The organism is Marilutibacter chinensis (assembly GCF_021725675.1).
Taxonomy (GTDB): domain Bacteria; phylum Pseudomonadota; class Gammaproteobacteria; order Xanthomonadales; family Xanthomonadaceae; genus Marilutibacter; species Marilutibacter chinensis.
The window spans coordinates 1,103,642-1,118,444 of record NZ_JAKJPO010000001.1 but is presented as its reverse complement, the minus strand read 5'-3'; the positions used below and the strand labels follow the sequence as shown (position 1 = coordinate 1,118,444).

Here is a 14,803-nt window from a genome sequence, read left to right as displayed (position 1 = left end):
GCGATCCGGCCAGGCAGGCGATCCGGTCCGGCAACCCGGCTCAGTGGTGAGGCACGGCGACGCCGCGGGTCAGCTTGCCGGCGGACCTGTGTTCGCCGCTGTGGGCGAAATCGGCAAGCGACACCATTCCCACCAGATCCTTGTTGCGGTTGACCACCGGCAGCCGACGGACCTGAAGATCCGCCATGTTGGACGCAACGTGGCTGACGTCCTCGTCTTCATAGCAGTAGCAGACATCGCTGCTCATCGCGTCCTGGACCTTGGCGTCCGGGCCCAGCCCCCTGGCGATGCCGCGCACCACGATGTCGCGGTCCGTCAGCATCCCGACCAGCTTGCCGTCGCTGCCGACCGGCAGGCAGCCGACGTCCTTGCTCAACATGTTGTCGGCGGCGCTTTGCAGGCTTTCGGACGGATCGGTCAGGTGAACGTCGACCGTCATGATCTCGGCAATCTTCATGCTCTTCTCCTCAGTCTCCGGGAACTCGGCAGGCGTGGCTTCGGACTCTACTTCGCATGCCAGTCGCCGTCGCTGCCTTTTTCGTACTTGTCCTTGACCGCCGACCACGCGACCCGGTGCGCGGTTTCTTCGCGACTGGCGTCGCCCCGGCGATCGTCGGGATCCTTGTATTCCTTCCAGGCGCTGTTGTAGGCCTCCTTGTAGATCTCCTGCGCGTGCTTGGGCGTGTGGTCCCGCACCGAGTCGGGGAGATCGCTGATCGATTTGTAGGGCATCGTTGAGCCTCCGGTCTGCAGGAACGTCCCACGACACTGCTCCCCCGGCCATTAACGCGGCGGCAAACGGGCGAGAAGGAATGGTTGTCGCGTGCAGGCGTTCATCCCGCGTGCACCACACACACCGCAGCAGCTTCGATGAATCGACGCCGGGGGCGGATTCATCGTCATGAACATGTCTTGCTCGTCTTCACGACGCGCTGTCCAGGTCATGTCCAGACTCGGAAGGATCCGAGGAGCGTGCAGATGGACACCGACACATCCAGACGTCAGTGGAGGCGACAGTGCCGGCGGTCAGGCGCATGCGGGGTCCGGGGCGATGCCGGCCCGGCAGGACCGGTCGGAGCGGCTTGCGGCGGGGAGCGGCATTGATGGACCTTCCTCCCGTGGCCGACAGTTTCGAAGCGCTCGTGCATCGCTGCGACCTGATCGAAGTGAAGCTGCCCCAGTTGCGGGTGGAGTTCGCCGAGACCTCGGCCTTCAACGCCGCGTTCGCCGCGATCGCATCGGCGCTGCTCTCCAATGCCGAGAAGATCGAAGACTCACCCGTGGATGCGGCCGCATACGTGCGCAAGCGGCTGGACGCAATGCTGGAGACTCCGGATACCGATGGCGGATCCGGCGGCGAACCTTCGCGGCGCTGACTGCGCGCGGCTGGCGTGCCGGCGGTCTACAGATCCGGCAGGGACTGCCGGAGGGTCGAGATTCCCTGCCACGGGTCCGAGCCGAGGCTCGCCGCGCGCCGCCGGGCTCGGGTCAGATCATAGGCATCGGGGGCCCGGATCCGTCCCAGTTCGTCCCAGCGCAAGGGCATCGCGACGGGCGCGCCCGGACGCGCGCGCAGCGACCACGAGGCGACACTGGTCGCGCCGCGGGCGTTGCGTAGCCAGTCGATGAAGATGCGACCCTTGCGTTTGGCCTTGGCCATGCTGGCGAGATAGCGGTCCGGTGCCTGCGTGGCCATTGCGACCGCGAAGCCCTCGCAGAACCGGCGCACCTCGTCCCAGGAAGGTCCGGGGGCGATCGGCACGACGACGTGCAGCCCCTTGCCGCCCGACAGGCGTACGAAGCTCTCAAGATCGATCCACGCCAATCGATCGCGGACGTCGCGCGCGGCCGCGATCATGGTCTTCCACGCGACGCCTTCTCCCGGATCGAGATCGAACACCATGCGATCGGGACGCTCCGGCGCCTCGACGGTCGCGCCCCACGGATGGAATTCGATGGTGTTCATCTGGACGAGTTCGATCACGCCCTCGATCGCGTCGACATACAGGTAGTCTTCCCGTCCGCCGCTCTTCTGCTGCAGCGGTACCGGGTGGACGTGGTCGCCGAGGCCGTCGGAATGGTGCTTCTGGAAGAAGCACTCGGACTGGCTGCCGTCGGGGCAGCGGAGCAATGACAGCGGCCGGCCGACGAGTTCCGGCAGCAACCAGTCGGCCACCGAGCGGTAGTAGTCGGCGACGTCCTGCTTGGTATGGGCGGCATCGGCGAACATCACGCGGTCGGGGTGGGTCAGTTTCACGGTGGTCTCCGGTTCGTGGGTGGACGTCGCACGTTCCGGTTTGCGGTCCGTGGCGGTCCTCTTCGCGGTATCCCGGTCGTTGCCGACTTCCTCCGGCGTCTTGTCCGGACGCATCCGGAGGAAACTCGCCTGGCGCAGCAATCCTTCCTTGCCATGGCCCCGGAACGCGACCTCCGCCACCTCCCTGGGCCGGACCCAGGTGATATCCGCACGCGGAATCCGTACATGCCCGGGTAGATCGAACGGTGCATCGCGGGCGCGGATCTTCCTGAGCCGTTCCAGGATGCGCTTGAGATCGTCGGAGCCGAATCCGGTCCCGACGCGTCCCATGTAGGCGAGGCCGCCGTCGTGCCGGCTCGCCAGCAGCAGCGAGCCGAAACCGCTGCGTGAACCTTTCGGCCGGGTATAGCCGACGATCACGAACTCGTCCGAACGCGCGTGCTTGGATTTCACCCAGTCGCCGGAACGCCCGCTTCGGTACGCACTGCCGACGCGCTTGCTCACCAGCCCTTCGATTCCAGCCCGCGCCGTCTGCTCGAATACCTGGGCGCCATGGCCGATCACGTGTTCGCTGTAGGCCAGCGCGCCGGTGCCGTCGCCGAGGAGATCCTTCAGCAAGGCCTTGCGATCGGTCAGGGCCACCTTCCGCAGGTCGACGCCGGCCAGGCCCGGAAGGTCGAACAGCAGGTACCGCAGGGGCGCGCGTGAACTGCCTTCGATCACCCGCTGCAGCTCCGAGAAATCCGAGTGGCCATCGGCATCGAGAACGACCAGTTCGCCGTCCAGACATGCATCGCCGACCGGGAGCGACTCCACCGCGGCTGCGATCTCGGGAAACGTGCCGGTCCAGTCGAGCCCGTTGCGCGAGCGCAGGCGGGCCCCACCATCGACGAGGTCGACCAGCAACCGGTAGCCGTCCCATTTGAGCTCATGCAGCCAGCGGTCGCCGGCAGGGGGGGCGTCCTGCAGGATGGTCAGGGCGGGATCGAAGCCGATGGGCATGGCGCCGTCGAGCGCGCCCTTCAGTGCCAATGCGCGATCGCGCCAGCCCGCCTCGTTCTTTTTCCGTGTGTGTCGCGCTCTTCGAACACCGGGCTTAGGCTCTGCTCCGGATGTCCTGTGGATCCGGCCCGTTGCGGCGGCATCCGATTCCGCGGCGCGGCCACGCGATTTGCGCCTGCCGTCGCGATCGACGAGATCGTCGGCCTCGAGGTCGGCGGCGTGCGCATCGTCACGCTTGATGAGGAGCCATTGGCGCTGCCGGCCACGCATCCGCGTGCGAACCAGTGACCAGCCTCCCGAGAGCTTGCCGCCGGACAGGGTGAACTCGAGCTTTCCCTTCGCATGCAGGGCCAGAGGATCGCCGTCGCAGGCCCAGTGACCGCGATCGAAAACTTCGACATGACCGGCGCCATAGTGCCCCCGCGGTATGTCGCCCTCGAACGTCGCGTAGTCGAGTGGATGGTCTTCGACTTCGACTGCCAGCCGCTTCTCGCCGGCGCGCAGGGACGGACCCTTCGGCACCGCCCAGCTCTTCAGGACGCCGTCGATCTCCAAGCGGAAATCGTAGTGACGGGTGCTGGCGTGGTGAAGCTGGACGACGTAGACGGGGCGAGTGCCGGGGCCGGCATCCCCACCAGACGGCTCGGGGGTCGTGCCGAGGCGCCGCTTGCGCGCATAGTCGCGCAGCGACATCGCTCAGCCCGCCTTGCGCTGCCGCGATCCGCTCCCGGACGACTTGCCGGCCGTCTTCTTCTTGCCGGCCTTCTTGGCGGTGGACTTCCTCGTGCGGCTCTTCCGGGTGCCCGTGGCCGGCTTCTTCGATGCGGATTTCTTTGCGGCGGCCCCGCCTTTTGCCGGCGTGCGCTTCTGGCTCTCGATGCTCTTCTTCAGCAGTGCCATGAAGTCGACCACGTTGGTGGTGGCGTTCTCGTCGAGATCGCCGGCAGGTTCCTCGGCCCGGGTGGTCGTGCCCTTCGACTTCACCTTCCTGCGGATGATGGACTCGAGCTGGGCGCGGAACTCGTCATGGTAGTCGTCCGGCTTCCACGGACCCGACATCGAGTCGATCAGCTGCCGCGCCATCTCGTGCTCCTTGCCGCTGATGCGGTAGTCGCCCGCCTTGCCTTCGGGAAGGCGGTAGTCGGCCGGATCGACGAGTTCCTGCGGGTATCGCATGAGCACCAGAAGCAGTGCGTCGCCCTGGGGCATCACCGCGCTGAGGTACTCGCGGGTCCGGATCACGACGCGTGCGATACCGACCCTGCCGGTTTCCTCGAGCGTTTCCCTCAGCAGCACATAGCCCTTCTCGGCCTTCTTGGCCGGCACCAGCACATAGGGCTTCTCGAAGAACTGGGGCGGAATGTCGGCGGCGTCGACGAAGGTCTCGACCTCCACGGTCTCGTGGCTCTCGGGCGCGGCTGCCGCGATGTCTTCCTTGTCGATCACCACGTAGCTGCCCTTGTCGTACTCGAATGCCTTGACGATGTCCTTCCATGGCACTTCCTCGCCGGTCTCGGCGTTGACGCGTTCATAACGGATCGGCGTGTTGCTGCGCGAGTCCAGCATCCGGAAGTGCAGGTCGACGCGCCGTTCGCCGGACATCAGCGAGACAGGAATGTTGAGAAGGCCGAAAGACAGCGTGCCGGTCCAGATGGGGCGTGCCACGGTCGTAATCCTCACGGGCGGCCGACCGGCGCCTGACGGCATTCTCCGGTCATTGCCGGGTCCTCGACCCTAAGGCGCGCCAGGTGATTCGGGGGTGAATGAAGCCGGCGCGCGCTTGCCATGTGGCAGGCGGATCGTCGCGGGGAATCGCATCCCTTGCCGGGGTCTCCATGCCGGCCGTTCCGCTGTCCGTATCCTCGTCGCCGGCGCGGCCACGATGCATGCGTCAAGTGGTCGCGACTGCCGGCCTGCCCACCGGTTCCGCACGCGTGGCGCATGCGGATCGAACGGCCAGCTCGCGGCCGGGAAGCCCCGTCCGCCGATCGTTGCGAGACAATGGCGACCGGCTTGCCGATCATCGACCGTCTTGAGACCCGAACGCCTGCTGCCATTGATCGTTGCGACCGCGCTGTTCATCGAGAACATGGACTCGACCGCGATCGCGACCTCCCTGCCGCAGATGGCGCTGGACCTGGGCGTGGAGGCGGTGTCGCTGAAGCTTGCATTGACCACCTACATGCTCGCGCTGGCGGTGTTCATCCCGATCAGCGGCTGGGTGGCGGACAGGTACGGCGCGCGACCGACGTTCATGGCGGCGATCGCGGTGTTCCTGCTCGGCTCCCTGGCCTGTGCGGCATCGGGATCGCTCGGTACGCTGGTCGCGGCGCGGTTCCTGCAGGGTGTGGGCGGGGCGATGATGGTGCCCGTGGGGCGCCTGGTACTGCTGCGCAGCGTGCCGAAGCCGGAGCTGGTGCGTGCGCTGAGCTGGCTGACCATTCCCGCGCTGCTGGGACCGATGCTGGGGCCGGTGCTGGGCGGCTTCATCACCACCTACAGTCACTGGCGCTTCATCTTCCTGATCAACATTCCGATGGGACTGCTCGGAATCTGGCTGGCCTGGCGGCATGTTCCGTTGCTGCGGTCGCAGGTGGGCCCGCTGGACTGGCGCGGGTTCGCATTGACCAGTTGCGGACTGGCGCTGGCGATCTTCGGCTTTGCGACGATGGGCCGGCACCTGGTCGGCATGCCGGTTGCGGTCGGTTGCGTGCTGCTGGGTTTCGCCTTGCTGGGGCTGTACGGCCTGCATGCGCGCCGGCATCCGCATCCGCTGCTGAGGCTCGACCTGTTCCGTCTCCCGACCTTCCGCATCGGTGTGATCGGCGGTTCGTTGTTCCGCATCGGCGTCGGTGCCACGCCGTTCCTGCTGCCGCTGATGCTGCAGCTCGGGTTCGGGCTCAATCCGTTGCAGTCGGGACTGCTTACGTTCACTTCGGCCGCAGGCGCGATGTTCATGAAGACGCTGGCGGCACGGATCATCCATCGCTTCGGCTTCCGCCCGGTGCTGGTGGCGAACGCGCTGCTGGCGTCGCTGTTCCTGTGCGGATTCGGCCTGTTCCGCGCCGATACGCCATACCCGCTGATCGTCGGCGTGCTGCTGGCCAGCGGCTGTTTCCGCTCGCTGCAGTTCACCAGCCTCAATGCCATCGTGTACGCCGATGTCGACGATGCGCGCATGAGCCAGGCCAGCAGCCTGGCGGCGATGGCCCAGCAGGTGTCTCTCGCGATGGGCATCACCATCGGCGGCTATGCATTGAGCATGGCGAGCGTGGCCACGGGGCGGCCGATGGACGCGGCGATCAACTTCACCTTCGCGTTCCTGACCGTGGGCCTCGTCTCGGCCAGCTCGTTGGCGATGATGCTGAGGTTGTCTCCGGACGCGGGTGCCGAGATGTCGGGCCGTGCACGGCCGGGAAAGGAGGTCGCCGAACCGAAGCCGACGCCGCGGCCGGGAACATGAGTCCGCGACGCGGGCAGGCGGGGGCGGATTCCAGCCGAATGCGTTCACCGGTCGTGCCGGCGGCTGGGCACCTTGCGTCTTCTCCGCAGCGGATGGATCCGTCCGCTTGACCGAAATCAAGATGGACGGGCCGCCGCGTCGCTACCCTGCCGGCCATGGCTACCTCCTCCGTCCTTTTCGATCCGGAGCTCCTGCGCCGCTACGACCGGCCGGGGCCGCGTTACACCTCTTATCCCACCGCGCCGCAGTTCCGCCCCGACTTCGGCGAAGCGCAACTGCGTGAGGTGGCGGCCCTCACCAACGGCGACCCGATTCCCCGGCCGCTGTCGATCTATGCCCACATCCCCTTCTGTGCCAGCCCGTGCTTCTACTGCGGCTGCAACCGGGTGATCACCCGCGACAAGGCCCGCGGCGATGCCTACCTGGTCCGGCTCTACCGCGAGATCGGGATGATGTCGAAGCTGTTCGATCGCGACCGCGACGTGGTCCAGCTGCACCTGGGGGGCGGAACGCCCAATTTCCTCGACGCCGGCCAGATCGCCGAAGTGGTCGACGTGGTCCGTCGTCATTTCTCGTTCGCGCCGGAGGACAGGCGCGAATGCTCGATCGAGCTGGATCCTCGTTTCGTCGATCCGGACGACATCCGGGTGCTGGCGGAGGCCGGCTTCAACCGCGCGAGCCTGGGCGTGCAGGACTTCGATCCGGCGGTGCAGAAGGCGGTCAACCGCGTCCAGGGCGTGGAGCAGACGCTGGCCATCATCGATGCGTGCCGCGGGCATGGCATGCGTTCGGTCAACGTGGATCTGATCTACGGGCTGCCGCTGCAGACCCCCGAGGGTTTCGACCGGACCCTGGAGATCATGCTGGAGGCGCGTCCCGACCGCCTGGCGATCTACAGCTACGCGCATCTGCCGCAGTTGTTCCGGCCGCAGCAGCGGATCCGTGCCGACGATCTACCGACGCCGCAGGCCAAGCTGGCCTTGCTGCAGCTGGCGATAGAGCGCCTGGGCGAGGCGGGCTACGTGTACATCGGCATGGACCATTTCGCGCTGCCCGGCGACGATCTCGCGCAGGCCCAGTCGCGCGGCGACCTGCATCGCAACTTCATGGGCTATACGACCAGTGCCGACAGCGACCTGATCGGGCTGGGGGTGAGCGCGATCAGCCACGTGGGTCCCAGTTTCAGCCAGAATCCCCGCGATCTGCCCGGTTGGGAGCAGGCCATCGACGCGGGCAGGCTGCCGGTCTGGCGAGGGATGCGACTGGAAGAAGACGATCTGCTGCGGGCCGACGTCATCCAGGCGTTGATGTGCCACGGCGAGATCGACATTCCGGCAGTGGAACGCCGCCACGTGGTGGCGTTCCGGTCGTACTTTGCGGGTGCGATGGACCAGCTGGCGAAACTGGAGCAGGACGGGCTGGTCGAGCTGTCCAGGCGGACGATACGCGCCACCGCGCGCGGCAGGCTGCTGCTGCGAGTGCTGGCGGCGTGTTTCGACCGGTATCTCCTTCCGCAGGGCGACGTTGCCGCGGTACAGTTCTCGCGAACCGTGTGATCCGGCCCCGGCCTTCATGAATTCTGGCGTTGTCTTTCCCCGCCTCAATCGGAAGATCCTTGCGGACGATGGCGACGAGCTGACGTTCTGCTCGACCTGCGCCTTCTCGCAGGCGTGTCTTTCCGAAGGCATGGACAAGAGCGCGTTGATGGACCTGCATGTGCTGGTCGAGCACGTCGGCCCATTGCGCGCCGGCGACCACGTGTTCCGCGAGGGCGACCCGTTCGAGGCCATCGCCGCGGTGCGCGCCGGCACGGTCAGGACCTATACGATCGATCCGGAAGGGCGCGAGCAGACCCTGGGTTTCCACCTGCCCGGCGAGGTCATCGGTCTCAATGCCATCCACGACGACCGCTATCCCTGCAATGCGGTGGCCCTGGACACGGTGATGCTGTGCCGGTTCTCGTTTCCGCGCATCGCCCTGCTGGCCACCCGGCTGCCGAACCTGCAGCAGCACCTGTTCAGGCTGATGAGCCGGGACATCGGCGTGGCTTCGCTGTTCGCCGGCAATCATTCCGCGGACGAGCGGATGGCGGCGTTCCTGATCAGCTTTTCCCGCCGGCTCGCGCAGCGTGGGTTCTCGCCGCGGCGCTTCCAGCTCACCATGTCGCGCACCGATATCGCCAATTACCTGCGCCAGGCACCGGAGACCGTCAGCCGCGTCCTGCGTCGTTTCGAGGACAACGGGCTGGTGTCGATCAAGCAGCGCGACGTCGAGATCCTCGACATGCCGCGTCTCGAATCCATGGCCCGGACCGTGCTGCGGAACTGAGCGAAGGCCGTTCGACGGAGGCCTTCTCCCCGGCTTCATCACCCTCCTCGTCCTGTGATGCATCTGGTCCCCGCTTGACCTGGGTCATGGAGCGCGGGGGCAGGGCAGGCGGAACATGCCGACGTTCCTTCACGGAGTGCTGACATGAACTCGACCCGCAAGTTGTGGGCAGGCCTGGCGGTCCTGCTCGTCGCCTCGTTCGCCGTCCTGTTATGGGTCGGCAGCGAAATCCACCGCCAGTCCCCGCCCATGCCCGAACGGGTCGTTGGTCCAAGCGGAGAGCTCGTTTTCACGCGCGACGACATCGAGACCGGCCGCCAGGTCTGGCAGTCGATCGGCGGCCAGCAGCTCGGTTCGATCTGGGGGCATGGCGGCTACGTCGCGCCGGACTGGAGTGCCGACTGGCTGCATCGCGAGGCCGAGGCGGTGATGGACCTGTGGGCCGTGCGCGAAGCCGGCGTCGACAGCTACCGGAAACTCGACGCCAGCGTGCAGGCCGCGTACGCCCAGCGTATCCAGTCGTTGATGCGGCCCAACGGCTACGACGAGGCGACGCGGGTCATCCGCCTGGATGGAGACCGCGTGGACGCGATCTCGCGCGTCGGTGGTCATTACCAGAGCCTGTTCGGCAATGATCCGGCGACGGCGGAGCTGCGCGAGGCGTACGCGATGCGCGAGAACACCGTGCCGGACGCGGAGCATCGTCGCAGGCTGACCGCGTTCTACTGGTGGACGGCCTGGGCCGCGGTGACGGAGCGGCCGGGCTCGGACATCACCTACACCGCGAACTGGCCGGCCGACGGCCTGGTCGGAAACAAGCCGACAACCGACGCCTTCATCTGGACCGTGTTCAGCGTGCTGTTCCTGATCGCCGGCATCGGCCTGCTGGGCTGGCACTACGCGGTCAACCACGGCGACGAACTGGCACCGGTACTGCCCCGCCACGATCCGCTGGCGTCGATCAGGGTCACGCCGTCGATGAAGGCGACCGCCAAGTACTTCTGGGTGGTGATCGCGTTGTTCCTGGTGCAGATCCTGCTGGGAGCGGTCACCGCGCACTATCAGGTCGAGGGGCAGGAGGCGTACGGCTTCATGCTGTCCGACGTGCTGCCGTACTCGCTGACCCGCACCTGGCATACGCAACTGGCCGTGCTGTGGATCGCCACCGCCTGGCTCGGCATGGGCCTGTACATCGGCCCGGCGATTTCAGGTCACGAACCGAAGTTCCAGCGTCTGGGGGTGAACCTGTTGTGGGTGTGCCTGCTGGTCATCGTGATCGGCGCGTTCGCGGGGCAGTGGCTGGCCGTGATGCAGAAGCTGGGCCTGGAGCACAACTTCTGGTTCGGTCACCAGGGCTGGGAATACACCGACATCGGACGCTTCTGGCAATGGTTCCTGTTCATCGGCCTGGGCCTGTGGCTGACGCTGGTGGGGCGCGCGTTGTGGCCGGCGATCCGCAACGGCGGGGAGTCGCGCTCGATCGTGGTGCTGCTGTTCCTGTCCACCGTCGCGATCGGCCTGTTCTACGCCGCGGGCCTGATGTGGGGCGAGCACACCTCGCTGTCGATGGTCGAGTACTGGCGCTGGTGGGTCGTCCACCTGTGGGTGGAAGGCTTCTTCGAGGTCTTCGCGGTGGCGGTGATGTCGTTCCTGTTCACCCGCCTGGGACTGCTGCAGGTGCGTACCGCGACCATCGCCGTGCTGTTCGCGACCATCGTCTTCATGGCCGGTGGCGTGCTGGGTACGCTGCACCATCTGTACTTCACCGGCACGCCGACCGCGGTGATCGCGCTGGGCGCCAGCTTCTCCGCGCTGGAAGTGGTGCCGCTGGCCTACGTCGGCTTCGAGGCCTTCCACAGCTACCGGATGGGCAAGGCGACGCCGTGGATGCAGCGCTATCGCTGGCCGATCATGTTCTTCATCGCGGTGGCGTTCTGGAACCTCGTAGGTGCGGGCCTGTTCGGCTTCCTGATCAATCCGCCGCTGTCGCTGTACTACATGCAGGGCCTGAACCTGACCCCGACCCACGGCCACACCGCACTGTTCGGCGTGTACGGCATGCTCGGCATCGGCCTGATGCTGTTCTGCCTGCGTGGTCTGAAGCCGGACGTGCAATGGAACGAGAAGCTGCTGGGTACCAGTTTCTGGGCGTTCAACATCGGTCTGGCGGGGATGGCGCTGTTCACCCTGCTGCCGCTGGGCATCCTGCAGCTGAAGGCGGCGCTGGAGCACGGTTACTGGTATGCCCGCTCGGCCGAGTTCATGCAGCAGCCGATCGTCGACCTGCTGGTATGGATGCGGGTGCCGTCGGATACCGTGTTCAGCGTAGGCGCACTCGCCCTGGCCTGGTTCGTATTCCGCCTGTGGGTGGCGCCGCGCCGCGTTCCGATAACACAAGCACTTCCGGCCAACACCTGATCGGGCTCGATGGTTTGGTCCTTGAGCCGCCCGCGTGAGGTTTTCCCGGGCGGTTTTTTGGGACTCTTCCCATTGCGGGGAGATGATCGTGGGGAAGCCGGTGGCCATGGGGTTTGCAGGACACGCCGTAAACCCGTCCTTGGGGGCTCGGGCGCGGCATCCATGCCGCTTACGGTCCTGCAAACCCCATACCCACCGTCTTCTCGACACTTGGTCGGCGCTTTGAGCAAAACCTGCCGAAGTCCAACTCTTCACACTCGCGAAGGCGGCGTCTGTCGGGGTGGGGGTTGCGGAGAGTGGGCCATGGATGGCCCACGACCCGACTTTGAGACATGGATTGTCGATCGGAGGGCAGAGCAACCCCCACCCCGGCGGGCGGCGACTCCGTCCGAAGCCGATTCCCCTGAAAGCCGGAGGGAAGACCTTTTGCCAACCGCCTGACGTGGATCAAGGCAATCCTGACGGGGTACGGCAAAACTGGAGCCATGCTCCAAACCGTCTTGAAATCACGCATCTCTCCCCGCCAATTGGTGCAGGCGCCGCACCGGCTGATGTTCTTCATCGGTGCCGGCAACATCCTGCTCGCGATGTTGTGGTGGGCCGCGTGGCTGTTGGCGGCCCGTTGGCCAGAGGTGTTCCCCGCACTGCAGCCGCCGGTCCCGGCAGGATGGCTGCATGCCTTCGTGATGCAGTATCTGGTGTTGCCGAGCTTCTTCTTCGGCTTCCTGCTGACGGTGTTTCCACGCTGGATGGGATTGCCGGACCTTGCACGTTGGCAGTACGTACCGGTTGGTGCAGGCCTGATGGGCGGGCAACTGGCGATCCTGGTCGGCGCCTGCGGATCCGAGATCGCGTTCTTCGTTGGCCTGTTGATGGCGGTGGCGGGCTGGACCGCGGGGCTGGCGATCCTTGGACGGCTGCTGCTGCAGGAGCGGGGAACGACGTGGCATGCGATTTCCTGCTTCGCCGCACTGGTGCTGGGTTGGGTGGGGTTGCTGTCGTTCCTCGCGTATGTGCTTGGCGCGTCACCGATGCTGGTGATGCTGAGCATCAAGCTGGGTACCGTCGGCCTGCTGGTACCGGTCTACGTTACCGTCGCGCACCGGATGTTCCCGTTCTTTGCCGGCAATGCGGTTGCCGGCTACCGGCCGTGGCGACCGATGCCCTGGCTTGCGCTCGTCTGGGGCCTGCTGGTCGCCCACCTGCTGCTCGAACTGCTCCATGCCTACACGTGGCTATGGTTGGCCGACCTGCCGTTGCTGGCCGCGACCTCATATGCGCTGTGGCGATGGTGGCCACGGGCGAGCATGCCGGGACTGCTTGCGGTGCTGTTCGTGGGGGCCCTGTGGCTACCGGTCACTTTCGCGCTGTACTCGGCTCAGAGCCTGGTCTACGCATGGACCGGCGTGTTCGAACTTGGCCGTGCTCCCGCGCATGCGCTGTTCATCGGCTTCTTCGGCAGCCTGCTGATCGCGATGGTCACCCGCGTCACCCAGGGACATTCCGGCAGGCCGATGGTGATGCCGGGCGTTGCATGGTTCGGCTTCGTTGCAGTGCAGCTGGTGGCGACGATGCGGGTTGCCGCCGAGTTCGTGCCGGACGCCTACGCATGGCACGCGGCAGCCGCGATCGCATGGCTGGTCGCATTCCTGCCATGGGCGGTACGGCTGGGCTGGATCCATCTGTCGCCACGGGTCGATGGAAAGCCGGGATAGGCAGGGAGGCGGCGCGAAATGATCGACTTCTATCCGCAGATCAAGCTGGCGCACATCGTGGCCATCGTCTGCAGTGGTGTCCTGTTCTTCATGCGCGGGTCGGCCCTGCTCGCCGGAATGCGCTGGCCGATGGCGGCGCCGGTACGCTATCTCAGCTATGGCATCGATACGGTCCTGCTGACCGCCGCGATGATGCTGCTGACGATCCTGCCCGGCGCGCTGTTCGCGAACGGCTGGCTGCTGGTCAAGGTCATGCTGGTCGTCTGCTACATCGTCCTGGGCGTGTTCGCGCTGCGACGCGGACGAAGCCAGAACGTCCGTGGGGTCGCATTCGCCGCGGCGCTGCTGGTGTATGCACAGGTCTACTTCACCGCGCGCACGCACCATCCGCTGGGCGTCCTGTATCTGTGGTTCGCATGACGGCAGGCGTGACCACGGGTCCCGCTTGACCTGGATCAATGCGGAACCACCACCGGGAACCTACTGTGGATCCAATGGCCAAAGGCCTTCCACAAGGTAAGCAGTCCATGATCATCGAGACACGGAGTTTGCTGCGTCATGCGCTTGCATGCGTGCTGGGCGTGGGTGCCACGGTCGCATGCGCATCGGATCTGCCCGGTGCGACGGAACCCGCTTCGTCGATGCAGACGGTCAGGGCCCTGCTCACGGCACCGCCACACGTGCCGCCCGCCATCGATCGCGACGAGCCAGCGAAGGTGATCGTCGAACTGGAGGTGGTCGAGAAGGAGATGCGGATCGCAGACGGTGCCAGTTATGAGTTCTGGACCTTCGGCGGCAGCGTGCCGGGCAGCTTTATCCGCGTGCGCCAGGGCGACACCGTCGAGTTCACGCTCACGAACGCGCACGACTCGCACATGCCGCACAACATCGATCTGCACGCCGTCACCGGGACCGGCGGCGGTGCGGAGGCGACGTTCACGCTGCCCGGCCACCAGACCCGCTTCACCTTCAAGGCGATGAACCCTGGGCTGTATGTCTACCATTGCGCCATGCCGCCGGTCGGCATGCATATCGCCAACGGCATGTACGGCCTGATCCTGGTCGAGCCGACGGAAGGCCTGCCGAAGGTCGACCGCGAGTACTACGTCATGCAGGGCGACTTCTACACCGAAGGCAAATTCGGCGAACCGGGACTGCAGCCTTTCAGCCTCGAGAAGGCGATAGACGAACATCCGACCTATGTGGTGTTCAACGGCGCCGACGGCGCGTTGACCGGTGACAATGCGCTCGCGGCCAGAGCGGGCGAGACCGTGCGCCTGTTCGTGGGGAACGGCGGACCGAACCTGGTGTCCAGCTTCCATGTCATCGGCGAGATCTTCGACAAGGTCTATTTCGAGGGTGGCACGAAGTTTCAGGAAAACGTGCAGACCACGCTGGTGCCCGCCGGTGGTTCGGCCATCGTCGAATTCGAGGCCGATGTGCCGGGCACTCTGGTGCTCGTCGACCACAGCATCTTCCGCACCTTCCACAAGGGAACGCTTGGCCTGATCAAGGTGGAAGGAGAGGAGGATCCCTCGATCTACACCGGCCAGCAGTTCAGCGGCGAGTATCCCGCGCCCGCGGGAAGCGGACACTGAGCGGCCATCCGGAGGCGCGATT

The 14,803-nt window shown here is 66.0% G+C and carries 12 protein-coding genes; 8 read left to right on the top strand and 4 right to left on the bottom strand.

Annotated elements, in window-relative coordinates; genetic code table 11:
* Positions 1-40: 40 nt before the first annotated feature.
* Positions 41-457, bottom strand: a complete 417-nt coding sequence (locus tag L3V18_RS04960) for a CBS domain-containing protein (protein WP_237053506.1) — start codon at positions 455-457, stop codon at positions 41-43.
* 47 nt (positions 458-504) lie between these two features.
* Positions 505-732 (bottom strand): putative cation transport regulator ChaB, encoded by a 228-nt coding sequence (gene chaB / locus L3V18_RS04955; protein WP_237053505.1) that lies wholly within the window; start codon positions 730-732, stop codon positions 505-507.
* A 371-nt stretch (positions 733-1,103) separates the two neighbouring features.
* Here chaB and L3V18_RS04950 point away from each other — a divergent pair, with 371 nt between their 5' ends.
* On the top strand, positions 1,104-1,376 hold the full coding sequence (locus L3V18_RS04950; RefSeq protein WP_237053504.1) for a hypothetical protein: 273 nt from the start codon (positions 1,104-1,106) through the stop codon (positions 1,374-1,376).
* 26 nt (positions 1,377-1,402) lie between these two features.
* On the opposite strand, the gene ligD is transcribed toward L3V18_RS04950, so the two are convergent.
* On the bottom strand, positions 1,403-3,952 hold the full coding sequence (ligD, locus tag L3V18_RS04945) for a DNA ligase D (RefSeq protein ID WP_237053502.1): 2,550 nt from the start codon (positions 3,950-3,952) through the stop codon (positions 1,403-1,405).
* A 3-nt stretch (positions 3,953-3,955) separates the two neighbouring features.
* Positions 3,956-4,924, bottom strand: coding sequence for a non-homologous end joining protein Ku (gene ku, locus L3V18_RS04940; RefSeq protein ID WP_237053501.1), 969 nt, complete (start codon positions 4,922-4,924; stop codon positions 3,956-3,958).
* A 367-nt stretch (positions 4,925-5,291) separates the two neighbouring features.
* Between ku and L3V18_RS04935 the strand changes: the two genes are divergently transcribed.
* From L3V18_RS04935 to nirK, 7 genes are all read left to right on the top strand, one after another.
* Positions 5,292-6,722: an MFS transporter gene (locus L3V18_RS04935; RefSeq protein WP_237053498.1), complete on the top strand. Its 1,431-nt coding sequence runs from the start codon at positions 5,292-5,294 to the stop codon at positions 6,720-6,722.
* Between the two features lie 155 nt (positions 6,723-6,877).
* Complete coding sequence (gene hemN, locus L3V18_RS04930; RefSeq protein ID WP_237053497.1) at positions 6,878-8,278, top strand: oxygen-independent coproporphyrinogen III oxidase; 1,401 nt, start codon at positions 6,878-6,880, stop codon at positions 8,276-8,278.
* 16 nt (positions 8,279-8,294) lie between these two features.
* On the top strand, positions 8,295-9,050 hold the full coding sequence (locus L3V18_RS04925; RefSeq protein ID WP_237053496.1) for a helix-turn-helix domain-containing protein: 756 nt from the start codon (positions 8,295-8,297) through the stop codon (positions 9,048-9,050).
* A 144-nt stretch (positions 9,051-9,194) separates the two neighbouring features.
* Positions 9,195-11,468: a nitric-oxide reductase large subunit gene (locus L3V18_RS04920; protein WP_237053493.1), complete on the top strand. Its 2,274-nt coding sequence runs from the start codon at positions 9,195-9,197 to the stop codon at positions 11,466-11,468.
* A gap of 485 nt (positions 11,469-11,953) precedes the next feature.
* Positions 11,954-13,183 carry an NnrS family protein gene (locus L3V18_RS04915; protein WP_237053491.1) on the top strand — a complete coding sequence of 410 codons (1,230 nt, stop codon included), beginning with the start codon at positions 11,954-11,956 and terminating at the stop codon, positions 13,181-13,183.
* 18 nt (positions 13,184-13,201) lie between these two features.
* Positions 13,202-13,603 carry a SirB2 family protein gene (locus L3V18_RS04910; RefSeq protein ID WP_237053488.1) on the top strand — a complete coding sequence of 134 codons (402 nt, stop codon included), beginning with the start codon at positions 13,202-13,204 and terminating at the stop codon, positions 13,601-13,603.
* 107 nt (positions 13,604-13,710) lie between these two features.
* Entirely contained in the window at positions 13,711-14,781 is a 1,071-nt protein-coding gene (nirK, locus tag L3V18_RS04905) for a copper-containing nitrite reductase (protein WP_237053484.1), read from the top strand.
* Positions 14,782-14,803: the final 22 nt, after the last annotated feature.